Here is a 25,301-nt window from a genome sequence, read left to right on the forward strand (position 1 = left end):
CTTAGCCGCGGATGTTGTAGATGTCTTTCTCGTTAAGCTCCGCGTACTCATACAACCGCTTGAGGTAAGCGCTCTGCTGCTCCCAGACCTTGGCGGCGGTCGGGTCGGCCTTGGCTGAGGCATCGACCACTTCGGCGGCCACTTCCTTCAGGCGTGCCAGTACTTCGTCTGGCAGACGGCGGACTTCAACGCCCTGCTCTCGCAGCTGCTCCAGCGCTTCCATGTTCTTGGCGTTGTAGTCATCGAGCATGTCGCCGTTGACCGCACGGGCCGCAGCGCGAACGATGGCCTTGAGGTCGTCGGGCAGGGTTTCCCAGGCCTTGAGGTTGACGTCCAGCTCGAAGGTCACGTTCGGCTCCTGCCAGCCCGGCGTGTAGTAGTACTTGGACGCTTTGTGCAGGCCGAGCGCCAGATCGTTGTATGGGCCGATCCACTCGGTGGCGTCGATCGCACCGGTCTGCAACGCGGTGAAGATCTCGCCAGCCGGCATGTTGACCACGGTGCCGCCCATCTTGGTCAGCACTTCGCCGCCCAGGCCCGGGGTACGCATCTTCAGGCCCTTGAAATCATCGACCGAGTTGATTTCCTTGTTGAACCAACCGGCGGTCTGCACGCCGGTCGCACCGCAGGCCATCGGCAGCACGCCGAAGGGCTTGTACACCTCTTCCCACAGCTCCATGCCGCCGCCGCGATGCAGCCAGGCGTTCATTTCCTGCGCGTTCGGGCCGAACGGCAGTGCGCAGAAAAACTGCGCCGCGGGCACCTTGCCTTTCCAGTAATAGGGCGCGCCATGACCCATCTCAGCAGTCCCGCGAGAAACCGCATCGAAGACCTCGAGCGCCGGGACCAGCTCACCGGCGGCGTAGACTTTGACGGTCAGCCGACCATTGCTCATCTCGTTGACCAGCTTGGCGAAGTTCTCTGCGCCAACGCCCACGCCAGGGAAATTCTTTGGCCAGGAGGTGACCATCTTCCAATTGAATTTCTCGGTGCTGGCGGTGCCTTCGGATTTGGCGGCCGGCTCGCTTTCCTTGTTGCAGCCAGCCAGTGCGGTGGCGGCCAGGCCAACACCTGCGGCGGCCAGAATTTGACGACGTTTCATCGGGTAACTCCTTGTTGTTGTAATGACTGAATCGCGGGATCACTGATCCAGGTAGCTCTAGCTATCATATGGCTATCGAAGCCTCAAGCTTCGCGACTACGTACCGGCACTACGTACGTAGTACTGCCGGTTGCGACGCTGTAACGCAGCCGCCTAGAATCGCGGGCTGCCTTTCGTACCCCCATAACAATAAAGGTCCTGCCATGTCGAAACACGCCCCTCCATTGCTGGGCCTTGCGCGTCTGATCGACGCTTGCAACGCTCGGTTCGGCCAGGCATGCGCCTGGTTGACCCTGTTCCTAGTCATCGGCACTGCAGTCGTGGTGGTGCTGCGCTACGGGTTCGGCATCGGCGCCACCGCTCTCCAGGAAGCCGTCCTCTACGCGCATGCCCTAGTGTTCATGGGCGCCGCCGCCTGGGTTCTGCAACGCAACGGCCACGTTCGCGTCGACATCTTCTACCAGCGCTTCAGCCCCCGCTATCAGGCGGTAGTCGAATTGCTCGGCACGCTGCTTTTCCTGCTCCCGGTCTGCCTGTTCCTCGCCTGGGCCAGCTGGGATTACGTCAGCAATTCCTGGGCGACGCTGGAAGCGTCCAGCGAATCGGGCGGTTTGAAGTTCGTGTATCTGCAGAAAAGCATCATCTTGGTGCTGGTGGTTTGCCTCGCGCTTCAAGGCGTCTCCGAAATCATCAAGGCGGGCTATGCCATCGCCGGTCGTTTGCCCGAGCCGGAGGTGAAGCATGGCTGAGTTGATGGCGATCCTGCTGTTCGTCAGCATTTGTGCGGCCCTGATGGCCGGCTACCCGGTTGCGTTCACCCTCGGCGGCGTCTCGCTGCTATTCGCCGGCCTCGGCATCGTTACCGGCACCTTCGACGGCGGCTACCTCAGCGCCCTGCCCAACCGCCTGTTCGGCATCATGAACAACCAGACGATGCTGGCCGTGCCGCTCTTCGTCTTCATGGGCGTGATGCTGGAGAAGAGCCGGGTCGCCGAGGATCTGCTCGAATCCATGTCGCGGCTGTTCGGCACCTTGCGCGGTGGCTTGGCGATTTCCGTCTGCGTGGTCGGCGCGCTGCTGGCTGCGAGCACCGGCATCGTCGGCGCAACCGTGGTCACCATGGGCCTGCTGGCCCTGCCGACCATGCTGCGCCGCGGTTACGACCCGGCGATCTCCACCGGTACGCTGGCCGCCACCGGCACCCTCGGGCAGATCATTCCGCCGTCGATCGTGTTGGTGCTGCTCGGTGATGTCATGTCGAGCGCCTACCAACAGGCCCAGCTGAAAATGGGCATCTTCTCTCCCAAGACGGTGTCGGTCGGTGACCTCTTCGTCGGTGCCCTGCTACCGGGCCTGCTGCTGGTCGGCCTGTACATCCTCTACATCATCGCTGTCGCCGTGCTGCAGCCGAAGAAGCTGCCGGCGCTTCCGCAGGAAGAGCTTGGCCCGATCGAGTGGGGCAAGCTGATCAATGCGCTGGTGCCGCCGTTGCTGCTGATCAGCGCCGTGCTCGGCTCGATCCTCGCCGGCTACGCCACACCAACCGAGGCCGCTGCGCTGGGCGCTTTGGGCGCGATGGTGCTGGCCTTCTACAAAGGCAAGCTGAACTTCGGCCAATTGCGTGACGTCGCCTACGGCACCACGGAAATCAGCGCCATGGTGTTCCTGATCCTGATCGGCGCCTCGCTATTCTCCCTGGTTTTCCGCGGTTTCGGCGGCGAAGTGCTGATCGAGGACGTCTTTGCCCAGCTGCCTGGCGGCGTACTGGGTGCGTTCTTCGTCGTGATGCTGGTGATCTTCCTGCTCGGCTTCATTCTCGACTTCATCGAAATCACCTTCGTCGTGGTTCCGATCGTCGGCCCGGTGCTGCTGGCCATGGGCTTGGACCCGATCTGGCTCGGCGTGATGATCGCGCTGAACCTGCAAACCTCCTTCCTCACGCCACCGTTCGGTTTCGCGCTCTTCTACTTGCGCGGCGTAACGCCCAAGTCCGTGCCCACCAGCACCATCTATAAAGGCGTGGTGCCCTTCATCCTGATCCAGCTTCTGCTGCTAATCATCGCCTACCAGTTCCCGGGGCTGGTGACCTGGCTACCCGAGCAGGTCTACGGCAAGTGAAGCACCAGACGCCCGTTTCGACGGGCGTCTCTCTTTCCACTACAGGCCAACGGCGAGATGATGGGCGCCACGCCCGTCAGCCACTCTTCGCCATGCCTACACCCGCCCCCAGCCACGCGGCGCTCGCCGACCGCTTTCGCTCGCTCGACACGTTTCTGATCGAGCATCAGGCCCTCTGGCGCCCGCGCCCATTTACCGAGCGCCACCTGCCCTGGGAAGACGCCCATCCGGCCCTCGCCACCTGGCTGCGTGCACGCTCGTTGGCCGATGCCGAAGCCGCGCACAACGACCCGGCCGGCCTCGATGCGCCGGCGCCCTTCCCTGCGCTAGCGGCCCAGGCACGCCTGCTCGCGCAGGTCGAGCCCCTGCCACTGCGGCAACTGCCCGAGCAGGATTCACGGCACACGGTGGATGTCCCCGGGCGCAAATACGAGCAGATCCGTGCGTTCAGCGCCGCCCTCCGCTTCGCCGAACAGCCGGCGCGATGGCTTGATTGGTGCGCCGGCAAGGGCCACCTGGGGCGTCAGCTCGCGGTCGACGGCGGTTACCTGACATGCCTGGAATGGGACGCCAAACTGGTCGACGCCGGCCAGCACCTGAGCCAGCGATTGGGCATCGCCGCGAGCCACGTGCAGCAAGACATCATGAACGAGCACGCCGCTCACCATCTCGACCCAGCGACCACACCGGTCGCACTTCACGCCTGTGGCGACCTGCACGTGCGCCTGTTACAGCTGGGCGCAGCGCGTGGTTGCCGTCAGCTGGCCGTGGCGCCCTGCTGTTACAACCGCACGCAGGCCGAACGCTACCAGCCAATGTCTGCCCACGCTAAGCGGTCGAAACTCGTCCTGTCGCGAGACGACCTTGGCCTGCCGCTGAGCGAAACCGTCACAGCTGGCGCGCGGGAACGCCGGCAACGTGACCAGTCCATGGCCTGGCGATTGGCCTTCGACCTGCTCCAGCGGCAGGTGCGCGGCGAAGATACCTACCTGCCCACACCATCGCTGCCGAGCGCCTGGCTCAAGAAGCCCTTCGCCGTCTACTGCCAGGACCTGGCCGCTCTCAAGGCCCTGCCGCCCCTACCCGCTCAGGACTGGCCCCGGCTCGAACGACACGGCTGGCAGCGCCTGGCCGAAGTGCGCAACCTCGAACTCGTGCGCGGCCTGTTCCGCCGCCCGCTCGAACTCTGGCTGCTGCTCGACCGGGCCCTGTTCCTCAACGAACAAGGCTACCGGGTCCGCCTCGGCACCTTCTGCCCAAGCAGCCTGACCCCACGCAACCTAATGCTCCTCGCCGAACGTGACACGATGCCCTAACTTGCTGGCAACAAACGGTTTACTCCCTGCGAGCAATGGATATAATGGCGCCCTCTTTTGGCCGGTATAGCTCAGCTGGTAGAGCAACTGACTTGTAATCAGTAGGTCCCGGGTTCGACTCCTGGTGCCGGCACCACGAATTGAAAGGCTCGCAGAAATGCGGGCCTTTTTCGTTTCTGCCAATGAGCGGCCTCTGGCCTGATACCGGCGGCCCTGGTTCTTCAGCCCACAATCGTTTGCCCTATCGCAAGTACACCTGCCCTGCAGTGTCTGGCATCATCCGTTCGACTTACGGCCCGGACGACCGGGATGGATGACGCAGGGACGGATCAATGGCCGAGAGCAGTAACTTCGCCTTTCTCAAGGAACACGACCCGGTGTTCTCACAGCTCGCCAGCGCGGCTGAGCGGACATTCGCCAGCGATCCGAATACTACGCTGATCAAGCTGCGACAACTCGGTGAGGCTCTGGCACAGGATCTGGCGACGCGTGCTGGCATCGAACTGGACGCCACCCTCAGTCAGGCAGATCTGCTGTACAGACTGACCCGCGAGATCCAGCTCGACGGGAATATCCGCAACCTGTTCCACACCCTGCGCATCGAAGGCAACAAGGCCACTCACCAGTTCCACACCCAGCACCGGGAAGCGCTGGACGGGCTTAAGGTCGCCCGCGAACTGTGTATCTGGTACCACAAGGCACTCGGTAAGGCCGGCAGCAATTTCAAAGCCGGCCCTTTCGTCATCCCCAGCGACCCCAGCGCCCCGCTACGCGACCTGCAAAGCCAGATTGAACAACTCAAAGCCCAGCTCAGCGAATCCAGTCAGCAACTGGAGAGTAATCAGCAGCTGGCTGAACTGCTCAAGCGTGAAGCCGAGGAATACGCCGTTCTTGCCAGTCAGATGGATGCCGAGTCTCGCAGCCATAAGCAACTGGCCGCTGAGCACGAAGCTGCGCTCAACAAATTGCGCAGCGAACACGAGCAGAGCCTCAGGATGCTCCAGCAGCAACTGGCCACCCAGCCCCAGGCCGTGCAGCAGGTCAAGCAAAGTACTCAGCAGGCCAGCAGTCAGTTCGACCTGAGCGAAGACCTCACCCGCATCCTCATCGACCAGCAACTTAACGATGCCGGCTGGGAGGCCGACTCGCTCGACCTCACCTACGGCAAGGGCTCGCGCCCAGAAAAGGGCAAGAACAAGGCCATCGCCGAATGGCCGACCTGCAAGCCAAAAGAAAACGCTGACTACGTACTGTTCGTTGGCCTCACACCCATCGCCATCGTCGAAGCCAAGCGCAAGCGCATCAACATTGCCGACCGCATCCCCCAGGCCGAACGCTATTCGCGCCAGCTGATCATCACCGCCGACCTGCAGCCCGCCGCGCAAGATGCAGGCTGGGCCGACGGCCAGGGTGGGTATTTCCAAGTCCCGTTCGCCTTCGCCTGTAACGGCCGGCCCTTCATCAAGCAGCTGGCCGAGCAGTCCGGCATCTGGTTCCGCGACCTGCGCAGCCCGGCCAACCTGCGACGGCCGCTGCAGGACTTCCACACGCCGAACGGCCTGCTCGACCTGCTCAAACGCAGCCGCGAAGACGCCGAAGCCAGACTTCAGGGAGAAGGCTTCGCCTACCTCAAGCTGCGCGACTATCAGGAAAACGCCATCCGCGCCGTCGAGCAGGCGCTCGCCGACAACCGTCGCCAATGCCTGCTGGCCATGGCCACCGGCACTGGCAAGACGCGCACCATCATCGGCCTGATGTACCGCCTGCTGAAGGCCGAACGCTTCCGGCGCATCCTCTTCCTCGTCGACCGCAGCGCCCTGGGTCAGCAGGCCATCGAGGCGTTCAACGAAGCAACCCTTGAGCAGAACCACACGCTGGCGCAGATCTACGACATCAAGGAACTGGGGGACATGGCCGCCGAGGCCGAAACGCGCATCCAGGTCGCCACTGTGCAAGCCATGGTGCGTCGCATCTTCCAATCGGACAACCCGCCGCCCATCGACGCGTTCGACTGCATCATCGTCGACGAGGCCCACCGTGGTTACACACTCGACCAGGAGATGACCGAAGGCGAACTGGCAGTGCGCGACTTCAGCCAGTACCTCTCGCAGTATCGCCGCGTGCTCGACTACTTCGACGCCTGCCGCATCGGCCTCACCGCCACGCCGGCCAAGCACACCAGCGAAGTGTTCGGCGCGCCGATCTACACCTACAGCTACCGAGAGGCGGTGGCCGACGACTGGCTGATCGACCATGAACCGCCGATCCGCTACCAGACCCTGCTTAGCCAGAACGGCATTCACTTCGCCCGCGGCGAGAGCGTCAGCATCATCGATACCAGCACTGGCGAGGTGGACGTGGCGGAACTGGAGGACGAGCTCGACTTCAAGATCGAATCCTTCAACCGCCGCGTGATTACGCCCGGTTTCGATAAGGTGATCTGCGAGCAGCTGGCCCAGGAGCTGGACCCTTCAGGCGATGAGAAAGCGATGATCTTCTGCGTCAACCAGGCCCACGCCGAGCGCGTGAAGAACCTGCTCGACGAAGCCTTCAAAGACGTTCACGGCGATGACTACAACCAGGCCGCCGTACAGATCATCACCGGGCAGAGCGACAAGGTCGAACAGCTGATTCGCCAGTACAAGAACGAGCGCTACCCGAGCATCGCCATCACAGTCGATCTGCTCACCACCGGCATCGACGTGCCGCGCATTTGCCATCTGGTGTTCATGCGCCGGGTACGCTCGCGCATCCTTTACGAACAGATGAAGGGCCGCGCCACGCGTCGCTGCGACGAGATCGGAAAAACCGTTTTCAACATCTACGACCCGGTCGACCTGTACGCCAGCCTCGAACCCGTGGACACCATGAAGCCGCTGGTGAAGGACCCTAGCATCAGCCTTGAGCAGTTGGTCAACGAACTGACCAACCCGGCCAGCCTCGACGCGCCCGGCAGCCAGCCCGAGACCAGCCATGCGCATGACGTGCTCGATCAGCTCAGCCAGCGGGTGATGCGCATCCTGCGCAAGGCCAGCCACAAGGCCGAGAGCAAACCAACCCTCAAGAGCAAACTCGACGAGCTGGAAGACACTTGGGGAGTGGCACCAGAAAAACTGCACCAGCACCTACACGGGCTCGGTCCGCAGCAGGCCGCGCAGTTCGTCCGCCAGCACAGCCAGCTGCTCGAACAGCTCGCCACCGTCAATGCCCTGCTCGGCTCCGAAAACTACCCGTTGATCTCCACCCACACGGACGAGTTGATGGTCCGGGAGCAGAACTACGGCGCCAACCAGAAGCCCGCCGACTATTTGGAAAGCTTCAACGATTTCATCCGGAACCAGCTCAACCAGTCGGTGGCCCTCGGTGTGGTGGTCAATCGCCCGCAGGACCTGACCCGAGAGCAGTTGCGCGAGGTGCGCCTGCTGCTCGATGGGCATGGATATAGCGAAGTGAATCTCCAAAGCGCATGGCGCAACCAGACCAACCAGGAGATCGCTGCCAGCATCGTCGGCTTCATTCGCCAGGCCGCCCTCGGCGAAGCGCTGCTGCCGTTCGAGCAGCGAGTAGCCAAGGCCATGGAGACGATCTACACCCTGCAACCCTGGACGCCGGTCCAGCGTAAATGGCTGGACCGTCTGGCCAAGCAGCTGGTGCATGAGGTGGTGATCGACCAGAAACAGATTGGCGAGGCGTTCAGGAACGACGGCGGCAGCACTCGGCTGGACAAAATGCTCGGCGGGCATCTCGTCATGGTGCTGGAAGAAATCAACAGCCACCTGTGGGCACAAGCGAGTTGAAACTGGTGATCGCCTTAAAACCCAGGCTCTTGCAAAAACCGACAGTAGTGCATAGGCTTGCGCGCAATACACCCGCCATGCCTATGACCGCCTCGGCAGTTACGCACAAATTGAGCGGGTTTTTTATGCCCGCAGGTTTTGTCGCATGAGAACCTTCGACAAACCCGCTATCGATATTGGCGAGCAGCTTGCCCTGCTCAAGGCGCGCGGCCTGCAGATCCAGGACGAAGCGCGCGCCCGGCACTTCCTGGAGGCCGTCAGCTTCTTCCGCTTGACGCCGTACATGCGGCCTTTTCAAGTCGTCGACGATCCACAGCATGGCTTCCGTACCGACGTAGGTTTCCGCAGCCTGACTCGTCTTTACGATTTTGACCGCCGCCTACGACTGCTGGTAATGGATGCCGTGGAGCGGGTGGAAGTGGCAGCCCGCGCAATGATCAGCAACCACATGGGCCCCAGCCGTGGGGTTCATTGGTATTTGGATGCCCAAGTCTTTAAGCACCAGTACAACCATGAACGCCTGCTCGAGACCATCCGCGATAAACAAGTGCGTGCCTTGCGAGACTATGCGCGTGAGTGCAAGAACATCGACCGGTTTCCCGACGATGAGCGCAAGGCGTACCTGAAGCGACAGCGCGCCCATGAGAGCTACGCGCGCCACTATCCGCTGACCTACCAAAATCCAGAGCTGATGCCGGGCTGGGCAATGGTGGAAGAGCTAACGCTCGGGGACCTATCCCATCTCTATGCCGGTCTTGCACATGACGCTGATCGAAAGGCCATCGCAAAGCGCTTGAACCTGGCAGCACCGCTGATGGAGTCGTGGCTGCACACCCTGACCACCATTCGAAATATATGCGCTCACCACGCTCGCCTGTGGAACCGCGAATTGGGTATTCGACCCAAGCTGCCAGAAAAACCCCGGTTTGCTTGGCCCGAGTACCTCAAAACAGGTACGCACAAGCGCCTGTATTCCGTGCTATCGATCCTCAATCACTTGATGCGCCAGACGAGCCCCCACACCAGCTGGGATCGGCGCCTGCATGAACTTCTGGCAGAGTTTCCTGAAGTCGACCTGCGCGCAATGGGCTTTCCGCAGCACTGGCAAGATGATCCCTTCTGGCACGCGCCTCACTAACGCCGCCTACTTAAATACTGTTTTAGCGAGTACCCATGACCAATTCCGACATCGTCCAGAAGCTCTGGAACCTCTGCGACGTCCTGCGTGACGACGGCATCAACTACAGCGATTACGTCACTGAGCTTGTGCTGCTGTTGTTCATCAAGATGGAATACGAGCAGGTGCAGAACAACGACAGCTTTGGCCACAAGCTGCCCATTGGTGCGCGCTGGCCGGATCTGGCTGGCAAGTCCGGGCTCAACCTGCTCAACCATTACCGGCAGATGCTGCTGGATCTGGGTAAGAACCCGGACCCGCTGATCGCCGCCATCTATGCCGATGCACAGACCCGCCTCAAGGAGCCGCGCCACCTCGAGCAACTGATCAAGAGCCTCGACGGCATCGACTGGTTCAGCGCCCGCGAAGACGGCCTCGGTGATCTCTACGAAGGCCTGCTGGAAAAGAACGCCAGCGAGACCAAATCCGGCGCCGGCCAGTACTTCACCCCGCGCCCGCTGATCGACAGCATCATCCGCTGTATCAAGCCGCAGCCGGGCGAGACCATCCAGGACCCAGCTGCCGGCACCGCAGGCTTTCTCATCGCCGCCGACGCCTACATCAAGCAGCACACCGATGACCTCTACGAGCTGAATGAAAAAGACCGCCGCTTCCAGCGCACCGACGCCTACGTGGGCGTCGAGCTGGTGTCTGGCACACGCCGGCTGGCGCTGATGAACTGCCTACTGCACGGCATGGAAGGCGACGCCGAGGGCGTGGTGCACCTAGGCAACGCCCTCGGCCAGACCGGCGCCAGCCTGCCCAAGGTCGACGTGATTCTCTCCAACCCGCCATTCGGCACCGCCAAGGGCGGCGGCGGCCCGACCCGCGACGACCTCACCTACCGCACCGGCAACAAACAGCTGGCCTTCCTCCAGCACATCTACCGCGGCCTCAAGCCGGGCGGGCGGGCCGCTGTGGTGCTGCCGGACAACGTGCTATTCGAGGCCGGCGTCGGCACCGACGTGCGACGAGACCTGATGGACAAGTGCAACCTGCACACCATCCTGCGCCTGCCCACCGGCATCTTCTACGCCCAGGGCGTGAAGACCAACGTGCTGTTCTTCCAGAAAGGCACGGCCGACAACCCACGCCAGGAAAAGCGCTGCACCAGCCGCGTATGGATCTACGACCTGCGCAGCAACATGCCCAGCTTCGGCAAGCGCACCCCCTTCGGCCCCACCCACCTCAAGCCGTTCGAAGATGCCTATGGCGAGGACCCGAATGGCGGTAGCCCCCGTGCCGAAAACGTCGAGGGCATCGGTGAAACCAGCCGCTTCCGCTGCTTCACCCGCGAGCAGATTCGCGAACGCGGCGACTCGCTGGATATCAGCTGGCTCAAGGACGACAGCAGCCTCGACGCCGCCGACCTCCCAGCCCCGGAAGTACTGGCCGGCGAAGCCATGGCCGAACTGACCGAGGCGCTGCATGAGTTGGAAGCACTGATGAAGGCGTTGGGTGCGGGAGATGAAGTGGTGGCGCAGAAGCAGTTGATGGCGGAAGTGATGGGGCTTTCGGTGGTTCAGGAGGCTGGGGATGAGTGAGTTAATGCTAGCGAACTGGGCCGACTGTAAGCTTGGAGACGTCGCCAGCATTATCCGCGGTGTGACTTTCCCTGCTTCGTCAAAAGTTCACGAGCCTGCTGATGGGTATGTTGCTTGCCTTAGAACATCGCATGTTCAGGAGAAGCTGCTCTGGGAAAATATTTATTACGTCCCAGAAAACTACGTTAAAAGAGCTGATCAATTAGTTGGAAAAAACGACATATTGATGTCGATGGCCAACAGCTCGAACCTTGTCGGCAAGGTATGTATAAATGAGACTGACCGCACGGCATGTTTCGGAGCATTCCTATCGGCCATAAGAAGCAAAGAAATAGATCATCGATATGTCTATTACTACCTAAAGAGTAGTGAGGCACAGCGAGCTTTAAAAGCCTCAGCAAGCCAGACTGTAAATATTGCGAATATCTCGGTCGGCGCACTAGAGAATTTGAGAGTTCCGCTGCCTCCACTCGCCGAACAAACCCGCATCGCCGCCAAGCTCGATGAACTGCTGGCCCAGGTTGACACCCTTAAAGCCCGCATCGACGGCATCCCCGCGCTGCTCAAAAGCTTCCGCCAATCCGTCCTCGCCGCCGCCGTTTCCGGGCGGTTGACTGAAGAGTGGCAGGCTAGTGCAGCAGTCGACTGGAGTTTTCAACGTGCGGCAGATGTGTGCGAGAAGGTACAGAGCGGTGGTACCCCAAAAGAGGGTTTTTCCGAGTCCGGAGTTCCATTTCTGAAGGTGTACAACATCGTAAATCAAGAGATTAGCTTCGAGTACCGACCTCAATATATTTCGGAGTCCATCCACAGAGGTGCATCATCGAAATCGATCACAATGCCGGGCGACGTTGTGATGAATATCGTAGGCCCGCCACTTGGAAAAGTCGCGACTATCCCGGCGACGTCGCCAGAGTGGAATATAAACCAAGCTATTACTCTCTTTAGACCGAGTGAAAACATCATCTCAGGCTGGATATCAATCGTTCTTCTTGGCGGGGAAAATCTCCGCAGCATCATAAACGAGACCAAAGGATCGGCGGGCCAGGTAAACATATCGCTCTCCCAGTGCCGAGATTTTTTGTTCCCGGTTCCCTGCGTTGAGGAACAAACCGAAATCGTCCGCCGCGTCGAACAACTCTTCGCCTTCGCCGACCAACTCGAAGCCCGCGTCAAAGCCGCCCAGGCACGCATCGACCGGCTGACCCAAAGCATCCTTGCCAAGGCTTTCAGCGGCGAGCTGGTGCCGCAGGACCCGAACGACGAGCAGGCCAGCGTGCTGCTGGAGCGCATCAAGGCCCAACGCGCCGCCGAGCCCAAGGCCAAACGCGGCAGAAAGGCATCAGCGTGAACCAGCCAGCCAGCAAACCGACTCGCGCCAGGTTCCGCCCTGCTGGGCGGGTTCCTTTTGGCATTGCCCCAAAAGGAACCAAAAGGGCTAGCCCCGCCATCCGGCCCTGCGCTGCGCTCCGGGTTCGTTCACTTCATCGCCGCTCCGAGGGCCGGCTTACAAGGGCCTTCCATGGCCCTTTAAGCCTTTCGCCGCATCCATGCGGCTCATCCCTTTGCACGGCGACTACGCTCACCCTGCTGAAGCGGCATTCTGCGTTGCGTGGCAGCCCGTACCTGTACAACGTAAAAGCAACTTAGGGTGGCAGACCGCAGAAGGTTCTCCACCTGCGAAATCTGCAAGGCCTATACCTCGGCTATACGCCAATACGCGCCATTAAGGATCCAGGAACCATGTCCGTGCCGACCTACGACCAGTTCATCGAGCCCATCCTGCGTTTTCTCGCCGCCCACCCAGAGGGCGCGACGGCGAGCGAAGCTCACGAAGCGGCCGCACAGACACTCGGCCTGAGCGAGGCGCAGCGACAGGAAACCATCACCAGCGGCCAGGCCACTTACAAGAACCGCGCAGGTTGGGCGCATGACCGGCTCAAGCGCGCCGGCTATTCCAGCAGCGCCAAGCGTGGCTACTGGAAGCTGACCGACGACGGCCTTGCCTTCGCCCAGGCCAACCCGGCTCCGCTAACCGCCGAGCAGGTCGAACATCTCGCGATGAATTTCATGAGCGTGAAGCTGAAGACGGCGCCAGATGCCGCCTCGCTGGATGAAAGCAGCGACACACAAGCGCTGATCGCCCAGGCAGAAATCGCCACCAGCAGCCCACAGGAGCGGCTGGACCAGGCGCTGCTCGAGTTGCGCACCAGCGTCGCCGGTGATCTGCTGGACAGCCTGCTGCAAGCCAGCCCGACGCGCTTCGAGCATATCGTGCTCGATGTGCTGCACAGCCTGGGCTACGGCGCGAACCGCCAGGCGCTGCAGCAGGTGGGCGGCAGCGGCGATGGCGGCATCGACGGGGTGATCTCGCTCGATGCGCTGGGGCTCGAAAAGGTCTATGTGCAGGCCAAGCGCTGGCAGAGCACCGTTGGCCGCCCTGAACTCCAGGCCTTCTACGGCGCCCTGGCCGGGCAGAAAGCGCGGCGCGGCGTGTTCATCACCACCTCCGGGTTTACTGCACAGGCGGTGGAGTTCGCACGCTCGGTGGAAGGGCTGGTGCTGGTCGACGGCAAACGCCTGGTCAACCTGATGCTCGACCATGAGGTCGGCGTGAGTTCGCAGCTCTACAAGGTGCCCAGGCTCGACAGCGACTACTTCGACGAATCGCTCGGCTGAGCGGCTGTGGCGCTACATAGCTGCGCATCAGCCGTACCGGTTCGGACCCTTCGTCTAGTTGTACAACCCGCTATCCGGTAAGCAAAAGGCCCCGCCTCCTGATGGAAGCGGGGCCTTCTGGTTTGGGCTGGGTCCTGTCCCTATCGGCGGCTCCGAGCCGCATTTCCTGACGCCGTCCAAGCGCTTGCGATATCCGTCGCGGCAGCCACGACTGCGAGCCAGAGGCCGCAATCGCGCCGTGCTAGGCGGAGGTGACGCATCGAAATGGGACACGAACCGGCCAGCAGCGGCAGCGAGGAGTAAGAGTGCCACTAATGGCAAAGGTTCATCTTTTTAAAATGAAATCGCCATTACGGGTTAATCCGGCCGATCCGAGACGGTCTAAACCGTGTATTAACGGGGGTCACCTACCCGACTCTGCCCGGCGACTCAGCTATAGGCCGCGCCGTTGTTAAACGCAACGTGCTAGAGCGGTCCGATGGCGTTTTGCCAAGCTCCGTCAGGTAACCAGCCCGATACATTTTAACCGTTGCGCCTTCGGAACATGCGCGGCGAAACGCGGTCAGCTAAGCGTCGCCACCCCAGCGCAACCGAAAGGCTAAGCCTGCCACCACGAAGTCCGCCTTTGAGGAGCCAGGCCACTCGATGACCGCGATAACGACCCTCTTCAGCAAACTCAAGCACTACCTGTTCAACGCCTCCTGGATGATGGCCGAACGCCTGCTCAACATCGGCGTGGGCTTCCTTACGGCCGTGTTGCTGGCCCGTTATCTGGGGCCGGAGCAGTACGGCATCCTTGCGTACGCCATCTCGATGACCGCGATATTCGCCTCGGCCGGCCATATGGGCCTGGCGGGGCTGGTGGTCCGCGAGGTCGTCAAGCAGCCGGACAAGGTGCCGGAGACGCTTGGCACCACTTTTATGCTCAAGCTCAGCGGAATGGCCATCGGCTTCGCGCTGATCGTGATGTATGCGCTGGCCTTCGAGGAAGTTGGCGGCACCGAGTTCTGGATGCTGCTGATCGTCGCCTCGGCGATCTTCTTTCAGACCTTCGATGTGGTGGAGTACTGGTTCCAGTCGCAAGTACAGGCCAAGTACCCGGCCATCGCCAAGTCCTGCGCGATCCTCCTGGCGGCGGCGCTCAAACTACTGCTGGCGCTCGGCGGTGCAAGCGTGGTGGCCTTCGCCTTCGCGCACACCGCACAGTTCGTCGCGGCAGCGATCATTCTGGCGATCCTTTACAAGGGCACCACTCGGGTCTCGGTCACCAGCTGGAAGGCCAGTTTCGCCAAGGCGCGCGAGCTGCTCGCGCAGGGCTGGATCATCTACCTCGGCTCGATCTTCGCGGTGATCTACATGAAGATCGACCAGGTCATGCTCAAGTGGATGATCGGGGCCGAGGAAGTGGGTGTATACGCCGTCGCCGCCCAGCTGTCCGAGGCGTGGTATTTCCTGCCGACGGCCATCGTTGCCTCCTTCTTCCCCAAGCTGATCAAGCTTCATGCGGCCGACGGCGCGATGTTCAACCGGCGGTTCCAGCAGTTGCTGGATGTGCTCTTCGTGCTGGCAGTCGCCGTGGCGGTGCTCGTGTCACTCATCGCCGCGCCGCTGATCGGCCTGCTGTTTGGCGACGAATACCAGAACTCCGCCTCGATCCTGACCATCCATATTTGGGCCGGCGTGTTCATCTTCATGCGTGCTGCGTTCAGCCGTTGGATCCTGATCGAGGGCGCCCTGATGTTTTCACTGATCACCCAGGGCCTCGGCGCCCTGTTCAACATAGGCCTGAACCTGCTGCTGATTCCGCGCTACGGCGGTGAAGGCGCAGCCATGGCCACTCTCTTTTCCTACGCAATCGCTTCGTACGCTGCGCTACTGGTGCATCAGAAGACCCGGCCGGTGTTTTTCATGATGACCAAGTCGATGTTCAGCCCCGTCCGCTATGCGTTCAATGCCGCAGGAGCCCTCCGATGAGCCTCAAGCCTCTTGTTCGAATGCTGCCCGAGCCGGTCAAGGACCTGCTCAAGGGCATACGCGACCGCAGCCGCCTGGGCCTGGTCCAGCTGTTCTCCAGCAATGGCTTCCTGGCCTCGCTGTATTACTGCCTGATCAGCCGCGAGTTCGACCGCGAGCACCGCGCCGTCCTGCTCGGCCGCCTGCAGTTCGCCCGCCTGATGCAAGGGCGAGGCGAAAACGATGCCTTCCTGCGGCGCAACGTGCATCGGCTGGAGAAGGGCCTGATCATGCGGCCACGCCGCAGCACCTTCGCCGAGGACTACATCGGCCCGACCGTCCGCTGCTTCGCCGAGGCGACACACGCCGGCGTCGTGACCGGGCAGCAGCGCTGGGCCAACGATGTGCTCACCGACTATTTCTCCGCCGTGCAGAGCTCGCCACGGATCGACTCCGCTCGACGTGAATTTGCCAATGCGCAACGGGACGAGAGCGCCGGCCGCTGCGTGCCGTACCCGCATAGCGATCTGCCCGAGTGCCCGGTCAGCTACGAGCAGCTGATGGTGCTGTTCCGCCGCCGCCGCTCGGTGCGCTGGTATCAGGACAAGCCGGTCAGCAACGAACTGATCGAGCAGGCCGTGCGGGCGGCGTCACTTGCGCCCTCGGCGTGCAACCGCCAGCCGTTCCGCTTTTACGTCAGCAACGACGCGGCCAAGGCGGCCGACATCGCGCAGTGCGCAGGCGGCACCGGCGGCTTTCACGACAACCTGCCCTGCGTGATCGCCGTGGTCGGCGACCTGGGCTGCTATCCGGAAGCGCGCGACCGCCACGTTGTGTATATCGACGGCTCGCTGGCGGCCATGCAACTCATGCTGGCGTTCGAGAGCCTTGGGCTGTCGACCTGCCCGATCAACTGGCCTGACATCGAGTCGGCCGAGCGCAAGCTGGAAAAGAAACTGGGCCTGGCCTACTACGAACGCACCGTGATGCTACTGGCGGTGGGTTATGCCGATCCAACGGGAGGGATTCCTTATTCGGACAAGAAGACCGAGCACGATTTGATCGTCTACAACTGAGGCAAACGATGATTATCGAGATCAGAAAAGCAGGCTTCGTCAATAAAGGTGCAGAACTGATGCTGCACGCTGCGCTGGAGAAGTTGAAGTCCCGCTATCCCGACGCGACTTTCGTCATGGCCCCGACCACTGAGAAGTCCGACCACCCTTATCGCAAGTTCGTGAAACTGGGCTTCTTCCCCAAAGCCTCGCTATGGCGCTACGGCATTCAGTGGGGCGACCTGGCGAATCTCGCGCCGCGCCAGTTGCGCGAGATGTATGGCGTGGTGCTGGACAAGGAAATCGACGTTGTCATCGACGCGGCTGGCTTTGCCTACAGCGACCAATGGGGCGACGAACCCAGCGCCGAACTCGCTCAATCAGCCAAGCGCTGGAAGAAGAACGGTACCCGCGTCATCCTGCTGCCCCAGGCGCTGGGCCCGTTCAAATCCGAGAAGAACCAGGCGGCGATGAAAACCGCGGTGGAGAACATCGACCTGATCTTCCCGCGTGAGCGTATTTCCTACGACTACCTCACCGAACTGGTCGGCGAGCAGGGCAAGATCCGCCAGGCGCCGGACTTCACCAATCTGATCAAGGGCGTGCTGCCGCCGGACTTCGATGTCGAGCAAAACCGCTTCTGCATCGTCCCCAACTGCCGGATGCTGGACAAGACTGACCAGCAGACCCGTGACGCCTATCTTCCCTTCCTGATCCGCTGCGCCAGCTATCTGGTGGAGAAGGGTGCCAAACCGTTCGTGCTCGTGCACGAAGGTCAGGGCGACCGGCGGCTCGCCGAGCAGGTATCAGCGGCGGTGGGCGGCATCCCGATCGTCAAGGAGAGCGGCCCGCTGGAAATCAAGGGCATCCTCGGCGCCTGCAGCGGAACCCTGGGCAGCCGCTTCCATGGGCTGGTCAGCGCGCTGTCGCAGGGCGTGCCGGCGCTGGCAACCGGCTGGAGCCACAAGTACCAGATGCTGTTCGACGACTACGGCTTCCCCGAGGGGCTGGTACAGGTCACGACCGATGAAGCGGAAATCAAGCGCAAGATCGACCTGGTGCTCGACGAGCGCGACCGGATCGCTGGCGTGATCCAGGCCCGCACCGATCAGCTCAAGCAGCAATCCGAGCTGATGTGGCAACAGGTATTCGATGTCATCGACCAATGCGAGCGCGTGAGCCAGGCCAACCCCAGGACCGCGGGCGCCGCGTAAGACTGCAGGAATGAGCGCCGCCGGCAAGGCCGGTGGCGCTTGGCTGGGCGCTCAACGATGGCGGCGTGCTTACCTGCGCTGTTGGGATGAAGAATCCTGCGCCGCAGTTTCGGCACCTGTTTGCACCGGCTTCTCAAGCGAAGGCGCAGGCTGTTTGACCTCCGGTGCGGACGCAGCCGGCAACGAGGCATAGTAATCCGCCAACGCACCCATCTGCTCCGGCGTGAGCCGCTGCGCAGCGCTGTGCATGATGTGGGCGTATTCGGTGCCGCCACGCTTACCGGCGGAGAACAGCTCTAGCTGCAACTTCAGATAGCGGGCGTACTGTCCGGCGATATTGGGGTACATGGGATTGCGTGGGCTGGCCTTCGGTCCATGACAATGCACGCAGGAAGGTATACCGCGCTCCCGTGCTCCGCGCTCGGCTAGCGACAGGCCCTGGGCAAGAATGTCCGGGGCAGGCTCCGGGGCCTCGGTTCGGCTGACCGGTGGCAGTTCGGCATAGTGCTGGGCCAATGCCCGGAGCACCTCCGGCTCCAGGCCAGCGGCGATCGGCTGCATGACGCCGCTATGCCGCTCGCCGCTGGCGTAGGCCTGCAGCGCACCGAGCAGGTAGGGCTCGCTCTGCCCGGCTAACCGTGGAAAAGCACCCTCGCCCCGGCCTCCGCCATCTTCGGCATGGCAGCGGTTGCAGTTGGCCAACACAGGACCGAGCGGGTCCTTCACCGGTCGCAGATGATCGGGCGTGACGGGCTTGGCTGCCTCATCGCTGCGCCCGCCCAACGCGAGCTGTTTATAGCGCTCGGGGGACATGCTCGGCATCGCCTGAAGGAACGCCACCATGGCCCAGACTTCATCGTCCCGCTTCTGGGCAGGCCAGGCCGGCATAGCGGTGAACTTCACGCCGTTCTTCACGATCCAGAACAGTTCCTGGGGCCCCCAGCGAACGATCCGTGGTGGAAGGTACGGAGGCTCAGGTGTCATCTGCTGAACGATCAACGAGCGCTCCTGGCCTGGACCGCCATGGCAGGCCAGGCAGCCGGTGTGATAGTGCCCAGCCCCTTTGAGCAACAGCGCAGGATCATCCAGCGGCGGCACCTTTATACCCATCGACTGCGTGCTCACCGCACGCCGCATGGCGTAGTGCAGAAGCCAGCCGGTCGCTTTCCAATGGCCCGAGCTGGCACTGATCGAGACCAGCCCCAGCGAAACCATGACGAACGCGCCCGTGCCCGCGAGCGCCGCTATCAACGCGACCGCCGCTATAACCCGCTTCCAGGAGCCACCGGTCAGCCAGCACAGCCAGCGCCGCAAGGGCGCCGACCACCGCCAGACCCTGCGTTTAGCTGATTGAAACGGCATGGCGCTTGTCCTGTAAAAGCCCGAACAGCAGATACAACCCGCCGATGAGATAGGCGCTGCCGCCAAAGGCCAGCATGATCACACCGCCCATCTGCTGGTCCTCCAGCGGGCTCATGCCCGATAGCGCCGAGCCGGTGTGCTCGAACAGCGGTCGGCTGGACATGGCCAGCAGGACGCCGAGCAGCGTCATGTGCATCGACGTCAGTAGCAGGCCGGCAATACCCGCAAGCGCGCGCCGGTGCCGCACGCCGCCAAACGCTGCAAGCCATACCAGCAGGCCGACAAACAGGTAGCTGCCCTGCTCCAGCAGTTGTGCCCATTGCGATGTGCGTGCCGCATGGTGCAGCGCCGGCATGTGCCAGGCCCAGACCACGAACAGTTCGATCACCGAGGCCAGGATCGGTGAGAACAGAAAAGGAATGCGGCTGGAGAAATCAAACCGGCCGCCGGCCAGGCCGATCGCCAATAGCGGCGCCGCAACCGCGACAACCATCACGTGCATCAGCATATGACCGACGAACAGCCTATCCGCCATATCAGGCAACGGCCCGAGCCAGACTGCTCCTAGCGTGGCCAGACCAAGCATCAGCGACAACGGGCGCCAGATCATGCGCAGCTCCTGATAAATACCACGCACAGGGCCACGAATATCGTCGCGACAAAGCTCAGGCCACTGAGTAGCAGCGTCGAAAAACCCAGGAAGCGGTGGCGGTCGCCCGGTGTGTCGAAGTCATGCGGCGCGGTCGCATGCCCGAAGGTGTGCTTGCGCCAACCGCGCCAGCCGGTCAGGGCGATGCCGACCAAGGCGACCAACGTCAGCACACCAATGGCCACGCGGATATCACCCAGCGCGCCGCTGCGGCCCGCGACCTTCGCGCACCATACGGACGTCGCCAGGTAGGACAGCAGGAAGTGCAGCGCCCAGATAGTCGGGCTAAAGGTGATCAGCCAGAGCGAGTCGCGCTCCTGCGGCGGTGCTTCCGGCGCCTGCTGATCGGCCAGCCGTTGCTGTTCGCTCAGGTTCTCGCTCATAGCACCTCCGGAAAGCCGGCGATGACGGCCACGGTCACGCCGACGGTGATGAGCATGAAGTGCCAGAACAACGCGACGTTGCGGATATCGATGTCATGCACCGCCGTCATCCGGCCGGCAGCGCGGCGCGCCAAACAGTAGAGCTGCATGATCAGGCCGATGGACAGGTGTATCAGGCACCAGAGCACCAGCACCCAGACCGTGGCGGGATACACGTGACTGGTGGGGTCGAGGCCACTGAAGTGCGGTCCGGCCCACATCGAATAGGCACCCGCCACGGTGCAGACCGCCGCCAGCCCCAGCGAGCCGTAGAAGCCTGCCGCCTGATCGCGGACATTGCAGCGCCGTGCCAGCAACGTCAGCGCCCAGGACAGGGCAATCAATCCCAGCCCCAGTACCGGCCAGAACACACCTGGGCCGGCCGCATCAGCAGGCGGGAAATCCTCGTGTACGGTCCAGAAGAAGAAGTAGCCGAACACCAGGCTGCCAAAGGCGCTCATGTCACCGATCATGGTGATGAACATCGCCCACCAGCCCACCGACTTGGCGCCCGAGGCATAGAGCGGCACCGTCACGTCCAGGCCGATGTCCTTTTTCGGCTTCTCCGGGATCACGGCCGTGCCGGTCCACAGCCAGATCAAGATGGTGATCAACGCGAGGCCACCACTGACCAGCGCCGCGGCGTACCAGCTGTAGGTCGCAAAGATGAACAAGCCGCCGGTGAAGATCGCCGCCCACATGCTGAGAAAGGTAGGGCCTGGCACGCGCAGGCACTGGATTGGCTCGGCATCGATGATGCTGCTGATCAAGGTCTCGCGCTTTCCCTCCTCGGCATCGGGCAGGTAGAAGCGGCCAGCGTCGACGTCGCGCATCAGGTTGGGCTGGTCCCACAGCGGGTAGCGGCTCTTGATGATCGGAATCGAACGCGCACCCCAGGGCATGCCGGGCATCTCAGCCAGCCATTCAAGCGTCCCGGCGTTCCAGGGATTGCGCTGGCTGTAAGGCTGTTTGCCCTTGGGCCGCAAGACGTCCCAGACGAGCACAGCGACGCCAGCCGCCAGGATAAAAGCACCGACCGTGGACACCATGTTGAGTACATCGAAGCCCATGTCTGGCGCATAGGTGTAGACCCGCCGCGGCATCCCGAGCAGACCGGTGAAGTGCATGGGCAGGAAAGCAATGTTGAAGCCGATGAACATTAGCCAGAAGGCGATGCGGCCGAGGCGGTCGGACAGCGTCTTACTGCGCGCCAACGGGAAGAAGTAGTAGAGCCCGGCGATCACCGGGAACAGCATGCCGCCGATCAACACGTAGTGCAGGTGAGCGACGATGAAGTAGGTGTCATGTGCCTGGAAATCGAACGGCGCCAGCGCCACCATCACACCGGTCAGCCCGCCAAGGACGAAGATCGCCAGCGCACCGGCGACGAACAGCATCGGCACCGATTTGACGAAGCGCCCGGCCAGGGCCGTCGCCAGGAAGCAGAAGATCTGCACGCCAGTGGGAATCGCCACGGCCTCGGAGGCGGCCGAGAAAAAGGCCAGCGAGATACCGGGCATCCCGGTGGTGAACATGTGGTGTACCCACAAGCCGAAACTGATGAAACCGGTGCCCACCGCCGCCAGCACGATAAAGCTGTAGCCAACGATTGGCCGCCCGGCCGCGGTGGGCACGATGGTCGCCACCAGCGCCACGGCAGGCAGGAAGATGATGTAGACCTCAGGATGGCCGAATATCCAGAACAGGTGTTGCCAGAGCAATGGATCGCCACCGCGGGTGTGATCGAAGAATGGCCAGTCGAAAGCACGCTCCAGTTCGAACAACAGGTCGCCCGCGATCAGCGGGGGAAAGGCGAAGAGGATCATCCCGGCCACAACCAGGATGTACCAGGAATACAGCGGGATCAGGTTGATGCGCATGCCCGGCGGCCGGGTCTTCAGCACACCTACGATCAGCTCCACCGCCGCCGCAATCGACGACACCTCGATGAACGACAGCCCGAGCAGCCAGATATCTGCGCCGAGACCGTCCTGATAGGTGGTGGTGAGCGGTGGGTACATGAACCAGCCGCCCTGCGGAGCGACGCCAAAGAAGATCGAGCCGCACACGAACACGCCGCCAATGATGAAACACCAGAAGCCGTAGGCCGACAGCCGCGGAAAGGGCAGGTCCCGCGCGCCGAGCATCTGCGGCAGGATCAGGATGGAAAAGGCTTCGAAGATCGGCACGCCGAACAAGAACATCATCACCGAGCCGTGCAAGGTGAAGACCTGATTGTAGGTTTCGGCAGACAGCAAATCGTTGTCTGGCACCGCCAGCTGAGCGCGGATCAGCATCGCCAGCACGCCGGCAAACAAGAAGAACAGGAACGACACGCCGGTGTACCAGAGGCCCACCTCGGTGTTGTTCACTGCGGACCAGTAACGCCAGCCGGTGGGTGTCTTCCAGGCCGCAGCCAGGCGATCGGCCTGCGCTTTGGCGCGGGCTTCCTCCTGCGGGTCGCTGTACTGGATCGGCTCGCTCATTTAAGTCCGCTCAGGTAGTGCGCCATGGCAGTCAGCTGCGCCTCGGGCAGCATGCCAAAGGCGGGCATTTTCACGTCGGGTTTGATCGCGCTGCTGTGGCCGATCCAGCGTTTGAAGGCTTCAACATCGGCTGGCAGGGTGCCGGCTGCGAGGGTCAGGCGGCTGCCGACGTGAGTCAGGTCCGGCCCGAGCGTGCCGTCCGCCTCGGTGCCTCGCACCTGATGACAGGCACCGCAGCCGTTGGCGAGAAAGGCCTGCTGGCCTGCCTGCTGCAATTCGGTAACCGGCTGCTGCGCAGGCTCGGCCTGCTCGGCGAGCCATTGATCGAAGGCCTCCCGGGCCATCACCACCACGGCGAAATTCATCAGCGCATGGGACGTGCCGCAATATTCGGCGCAGGCACCGCGGAAGGTGCCGGTCTCGGTCGGCTCCAGCACCAGCTGGTTGGTGCGACCGGGGATCATATCGACCTTGCCGCCCAGCGAAGGAATCCAGAACGAATGGATCACGTCCGGACTGGTCAGGCTGAAGGCCACTCGCTCGCCCACCGGCAGGCGAATCTCGTTCGCCAGCTCGACCGCATCACCCGCTTCGGTCTGATAGCGCACCCGCCACCACCACTGTTCCCCCGACACATCGACATGCAGGGCGACGTTTTCTGAGGAGCGCAGCTGGGGCATCAACATCAGCCCGTAGATCAGCAGCCCCGTCAGCACCACCACGGGAAAGACGATTCCGCCACCCATGATCAACCAGCGCGCACTACGGATGCCGTGCGCTTCGGGGTGCGCCTGAGTGGCATACAAGGCGATACCCATCACCACCAGCCAGATGACCAGCGCACCGCCCGCCATCCACCAGAACAGCGTGGCAATGCTCTGCGCGCCGACACCGGCCGGGTCTAACGCGGACTGTTGCCCCTCGCAACCTGCGACCAGCGCCAGCAGCAGCAACCGGCTAATGCCGGGCGCGGGAAGGAGGTCATGTATCGAAGAGCGCCGCATGGTCCGCCTCGCTGGGAGCTAAGGGTTGTGACCCCTGCGTGGCAAGAAAAGTTGGAAATCTGCACCGAACCGAGCGCGCGAGGACCCTCTCACCGCTGCGCTGGTCCTAGCAGAAGAACAACCTGCAAGGAGCACCTATGGAAACAGACAGACATCACCGGCACTTCCTGCTGACACTGGTCGGCTTGTTCCTGGTGATCTGGGGTGTACTGGCGATTGATCCGTTCAATCGGCACGACTGGCTACTAGAGAACCTGCTGGTATTCGGCCTCGCCTTGGCCCTGCTGCTTGGGCACAAGCACTACCTACCCTCGCGTAGCGCGGCGACCTTGATCTTCCTCTACCTGTGCATCCACCAGCTGGGCGCGCACTACACCTACGCCAACGTCCCTTATAACGATTGGTGGCAGACATTGACCGGCGAAGGGCTGAACGAGCAAATGGGTTGGGAGCGCAACCAGTTCGACCGGCTTGCGCATTTCAGCTACGGGCTGTTGCTGGCCTACCCGATGCGCGAGGTGCTGATTCGCCTGGGTGTGCGCCCCGGGCTGTGGAGCCTGATCCTGCCAGTGGACATCGTGCTATCGACCTCAGCCATTTACGAGCTGATCGAATGGTGGGGCGGCGAAATGCTTGGCGATGGGCTGGGCCGCCGATTCCTCGCCACGCAGGACGACCGCTGGGATCCGCAGAAAGATATGGCCCTTGCAGCCCTAGGCGCCGTCATCACCATGATCATCACGGCAATCGCGACACGGGCGCGACGACCGGAGCGCTGATAGAAGGATCAAGTGTCTTCAGGGGCGGGTGGCATCAGCGCTGCGCCCGGCAGGCTCCGCAGCTTCCGGCTCGGTCGTCACGCCGATGCGGCGCAAGTACCAGCGATAGGCAAGGGTCGAAGCCGCCCAGCCCAACAGCACGCCAAGCGTGTTGGCGAGCATGTCACCCATGGACGACTCGCGTGCCGGCAGCAGGCCCTGCGCGATCTCGATCAGCAGGGCAGCGGCGAGGCTCAGCACCACGGTCCAGGCCAGTCGCCATTGCGCAAAGGCCAGGCGCATGGTGAACATCAGCGCGGCGAAGCCAAGCAGGTGATGCAATTTGTCCTGCTGGTCGAAGGCCTGCGGAATCGGGTCGGGGCGCAGGCCAGTGAAGAGGATGACGACCAGCACAGCGAGAAAGGGCAGGTAACGCAGAAGATTCATCGACAAGGCAAAGGCTCTCGCGGGTCGGTGGAAGAAGGTACGAACGGCAGGGCCTCAGGGAGGCGGTAGAAGGCGGGTCGTCAGGACGACCAGCTCAGCAGCCGTCGAGCGCGGCTTGCCCGCTATGAGGCCGGCGCGGGGCGATAGTTCGCCGGCGTGCTGTAACAAATTGCGCCGCGCCGACGGGCGCACAACCTGCCTTGGCAAAACGGAATCAC

Annotated in this window: 19 protein-coding genes and 1 tRNA gene; 13 read left to right on the forward strand and 7 right to left on the reverse strand. The window is 62.4% G+C overall.

All coding sequences use genetic code 11. The annotated features are described in order from the left end of the window. Position 1: 1 nt before the first annotated feature. Positions 2 to 1,102 carry a TRAP transporter substrate-binding protein gene (locus tag M1D78_RS20275; protein WP_437421745.1) on the reverse strand — a complete coding sequence of 367 codons (1,101 nt, stop codon included), beginning with the start codon at positions 1,100 to 1,102 and terminating at the stop codon, positions 2 to 4. Positions 1,103 to 1,305: 203 nt separating this feature from the next. Here M1D78_RS20275 and M1D78_RS20280 point away from each other — a divergent pair, with 203 nt between their 5' ends. From M1D78_RS20280 to M1D78_RS20335, 12 genes are all read left to right on the forward strand, one after another. Beyond that, the gene (locus M1D78_RS20280; RefSeq protein ID WP_437421746.1) at positions 1,306 to 1,851 is read left to right on the forward strand and encodes a TRAP transporter small permease subunit; all 546 of its coding nucleotides are present in this window, start codon (positions 1,306 to 1,308) and stop codon (positions 1,849 to 1,851) included. Beyond that, positions 1,844 to 3,220, forward strand: a complete 1,377-nt coding sequence (locus M1D78_RS20285; RefSeq protein WP_437421747.1) for a TRAP transporter large permease — start codon at positions 1,844 to 1,846, stop codon at positions 3,218 to 3,220. The genes M1D78_RS20280 and M1D78_RS20285 overlap by 8 nt, the downstream gene beginning before the upstream one ends. A 92-nt stretch (positions 3,221 to 3,312) precedes the next feature. Further along, positions 3,313 to 4,536, forward strand: coding sequence for a methyltransferase (locus M1D78_RS20290; RefSeq protein ID WP_437421748.1), 1,224 nt, complete (start codon positions 3,313 to 3,315; stop codon positions 4,534 to 4,536). A gap of 60 nt (positions 4,537 to 4,596) precedes the next feature. Then, positions 4,597 to 4,672 (forward strand) — tRNA-Thr (locus M1D78_RS20295). A 196-nt stretch (positions 4,673 to 4,868) separates the two neighbouring features. Next, positions 4,869 to 8,333, forward strand: a complete 3,465-nt coding sequence (gene hsdR / locus M1D78_RS20300) for a type I restriction-modification system endonuclease (RefSeq protein ID WP_437421749.1) — start codon at positions 4,869 to 4,871, stop codon at positions 8,331 to 8,333. Positions 8,334 to 8,478: 145 nt separating this feature from the next. After that, entirely contained in the window at positions 8,479 to 9,471 is a 993-nt protein-coding gene (locus tag M1D78_RS20305; RefSeq protein WP_437421750.1) for an Abi family protein, read from the forward strand. A 35-nt stretch (positions 9,472 to 9,506) separates the two neighbouring features. After that, positions 9,507 to 11,054, forward strand: a complete 1,548-nt coding sequence (locus M1D78_RS20310) for a class I SAM-dependent DNA methyltransferase (protein ID WP_437421751.1) — start codon at positions 9,507 to 9,509, stop codon at positions 11,052 to 11,054. Next, positions 11,047 to 12,405 (forward strand): restriction endonuclease subunit S, encoded by a 1,359-nt coding sequence (locus M1D78_RS20315; protein WP_437421752.1) that lies wholly within the window; start codon positions 11,047 to 11,049, stop codon positions 12,403 to 12,405. The genes M1D78_RS20310 and M1D78_RS20315 overlap by 8 nt, the downstream gene beginning before the upstream one ends. Before the next feature lie 392 nt (positions 12,406 to 12,797). Then, positions 12,798 to 13,733 carry a restriction endonuclease gene (locus M1D78_RS20320; protein WP_437421753.1) on the forward strand — a complete coding sequence of 312 codons (936 nt, stop codon included), beginning with the start codon at positions 12,798 to 12,800 and terminating at the stop codon, positions 13,731 to 13,733. 645 nt (positions 13,734 to 14,378) lie between these two features. Further along, positions 14,379 to 15,707 carry a flippase gene (locus tag M1D78_RS20325; protein ID WP_437421754.1) on the forward strand — a complete coding sequence of 443 codons (1,329 nt, stop codon included), beginning with the start codon at positions 14,379 to 14,381 and terminating at the stop codon, positions 15,705 to 15,707. Beyond that, on the forward strand, positions 15,704 to 16,762 hold the full coding sequence (locus M1D78_RS20330) for a nitroreductase family protein (RefSeq protein WP_437421755.1): 1,059 nt from the start codon (positions 15,704 to 15,706) through the stop codon (positions 16,760 to 16,762). The genes M1D78_RS20325 and M1D78_RS20330 overlap by 4 nt, the downstream gene beginning before the upstream one ends. A gap of 8 nt (positions 16,763 to 16,770) precedes the next feature. Next, positions 16,771 to 17,955, forward strand: a complete 1,185-nt coding sequence (locus M1D78_RS20335; protein WP_437421756.1) for a polysaccharide pyruvyl transferase family protein — start codon at positions 16,771 to 16,773, stop codon at positions 17,953 to 17,955. A 69-nt stretch (positions 17,956 to 18,024) separates the two neighbouring features. On the opposite strand, the gene M1D78_RS20340 is transcribed toward M1D78_RS20335, so the two are convergent. Genes M1D78_RS20340 through coxB form a run of 5 tightly spaced genes read right to left on the reverse strand, consistent with a single transcriptional unit; the run spans position 18,025 to position 23,878 of the window. After that, positions 18,025 to 19,317 (reverse strand): c-type cytochrome, encoded by a 1,293-nt coding sequence (locus M1D78_RS20340; RefSeq protein WP_437421757.1) that lies wholly within the window; start codon positions 19,315 to 19,317, stop codon positions 18,025 to 18,027. Continuing rightward, the gene (locus tag M1D78_RS20345; RefSeq protein ID WP_437421758.1) at positions 19,298 to 19,927 is read right to left on the reverse strand and encodes a cytochrome c oxidase assembly protein; all 630 of its coding nucleotides are present in this window, start codon (positions 19,925 to 19,927) and stop codon (positions 19,298 to 19,300) included. Before M1D78_RS20345 ends, M1D78_RS20340 begins: the two co-directional genes overlap by 20 nt. Then, positions 19,924 to 20,349 (reverse strand): hypothetical protein, encoded by a 426-nt coding sequence (locus tag M1D78_RS20350; RefSeq protein WP_437421759.1) that lies wholly within the window; start codon positions 20,347 to 20,349, stop codon positions 19,924 to 19,926. Before M1D78_RS20350 ends, M1D78_RS20345 begins: the two co-directional genes overlap by 4 nt. Beyond that, complete coding sequence (gene ctaD, locus M1D78_RS20355; RefSeq protein ID WP_437421760.1) at positions 20,346 to 22,874, reverse strand: cytochrome c oxidase subunit I; 2,529 nt, start codon at positions 22,872 to 22,874, stop codon at positions 20,346 to 20,348. Before ctaD ends, M1D78_RS20350 begins: the two co-directional genes overlap by 4 nt. Beyond that, positions 22,871 to 23,878 (reverse strand): cytochrome c oxidase subunit II, encoded by a 1,008-nt coding sequence (coxB, locus tag M1D78_RS20360; RefSeq protein WP_437421761.1) that lies wholly within the window; start codon positions 23,876 to 23,878, stop codon positions 22,871 to 22,873. Before coxB ends, ctaD begins: the two co-directional genes overlap by 4 nt. Positions 23,879 to 24,015: 137 nt before the next feature. Here coxB and M1D78_RS20365 point away from each other — a divergent pair, with 137 nt between their 5' ends. Next, positions 24,016 to 24,657, forward strand: a complete 642-nt coding sequence (locus tag M1D78_RS20365) for a DUF2238 domain-containing protein (protein ID WP_437421762.1) — start codon at positions 24,016 to 24,018, stop codon at positions 24,655 to 24,657. An 18-nt stretch (positions 24,658 to 24,675) separates the two neighbouring features. Here M1D78_RS20365 and M1D78_RS20370 read toward each other — a convergent pair whose 3' ends face one another. Beyond that, entirely contained in the window at positions 24,676 to 25,083 is a 408-nt protein-coding gene (locus M1D78_RS20370; RefSeq protein ID WP_437421984.1) for a VanZ family protein, read from the reverse strand. Between the last annotated feature and the right edge of the window lie 218 nt (positions 25,084 to 25,301).

It is taken from the genome of Pseudomonas sp. SA195 (assembly GCF_054131565.1).

Excerpts from the sequence above, each read along its gene's own strand:
- M1D78_RS20305 (WP_437421750.1), top strand. The coding sequence starts at position 8,479 with ATGAGAACCTTCGACAAACCCGCTATCGATATTGGCGAGCAGCTTGCC.
- M1D78_RS20325 (WP_437421754.1), top strand. The coding sequence starts at position 14,379 with ATGACCGCGATAACGACCCTCTTCAGCAAACTCAAGCACTACCTGTTC.
- M1D78_RS20370 (WP_437421984.1), bottom strand. The coding sequence starts at position 25,083 with ATGAATCTTCTGCGTTACCTGCCCTTTCTCGCTGTGCTGGTCGTCATC.
- M1D78_RS20320 (WP_437421753.1), top strand. The coding sequence starts at position 12,798 with ATGTCCGTGCCGACCTACGACCAGTTCATCGAGCCCATCCTGCGTTTT.
- M1D78_RS20340 (WP_437421757.1), bottom strand. The coding sequence starts at position 19,317 with ATGCCGTTTCAATCAGCTAAACGCAGGGTCTGGCGGTGGTCGGCGCCC.
- M1D78_RS20285 (WP_437421747.1), top strand. The coding sequence starts at position 1,844 with ATGGCTGAGTTGATGGCGATCCTGCTGTTCGTCAGCATTTGTGCGGCC.
- ctaD (WP_437421760.1), bottom strand. The coding sequence starts at position 22,874 with ATGAGCGAGCCGATCCAGTACAGCGACCCGCAGGAGGAAGCCCGCGCC.
- M1D78_RS20310 (WP_437421751.1), top strand. The coding sequence starts at position 9,507 with ATGACCAATTCCGACATCGTCCAGAAGCTCTGGAACCTCTGCGACGTC.
- M1D78_RS20365 (WP_437421762.1), top strand. The coding sequence starts at position 24,016 with ATGGAAACAGACAGACATCACCGGCACTTCCTGCTGACACTGGTCGGC.
- M1D78_RS20275 (WP_437421745.1), bottom strand. The coding sequence starts at position 1,102 with ATGAAACGTCGTCAAATTCTGGCCGCCGCAGGTGTTGGCCTGGCCGCC.
- M1D78_RS20290 (WP_437421748.1), top strand. The coding sequence starts at position 3,313 with ATGCCTACACCCGCCCCCAGCCACGCGGCGCTCGCCGACCGCTTTCGC.
- M1D78_RS20335 (WP_437421756.1), top strand. The coding sequence starts at position 16,771 with ATGATTATCGAGATCAGAAAAGCAGGCTTCGTCAATAAAGGTGCAGAA.
- M1D78_RS20350 (WP_437421759.1), bottom strand. The coding sequence starts at position 20,349 with ATGAGCGAGAACCTGAGCGAACAGCAACGGCTGGCCGATCAGCAGGCG.
- M1D78_RS20280 (WP_437421746.1), top strand. The coding sequence starts at position 1,306 with ATGTCGAAACACGCCCCTCCATTGCTGGGCCTTGCGCGTCTGATCGAC.
- coxB (WP_437421761.1), bottom strand. The coding sequence starts at position 23,878 with ATGCGGCGCTCTTCGATACATGACCTCCTTCCCGCGCCCGGCATTAGC.
- M1D78_RS20315 (WP_437421752.1), top strand. The coding sequence starts at position 11,047 with ATGAGTGAGTTAATGCTAGCGAACTGGGCCGACTGTAAGCTTGGAGAC.
- M1D78_RS20330 (WP_437421755.1), top strand. The coding sequence starts at position 15,704 with ATGAGCCTCAAGCCTCTTGTTCGAATGCTGCCCGAGCCGGTCAAGGAC.
- M1D78_RS20345 (WP_437421758.1), bottom strand. The coding sequence starts at position 19,927 with ATGATCTGGCGCCCGTTGTCGCTGATGCTTGGTCTGGCCACGCTAGGA.
- hsdR (WP_437421749.1), top strand. The coding sequence starts at position 4,869 with ATGGCCGAGAGCAGTAACTTCGCCTTTCTCAAGGAACACGACCCGGTG.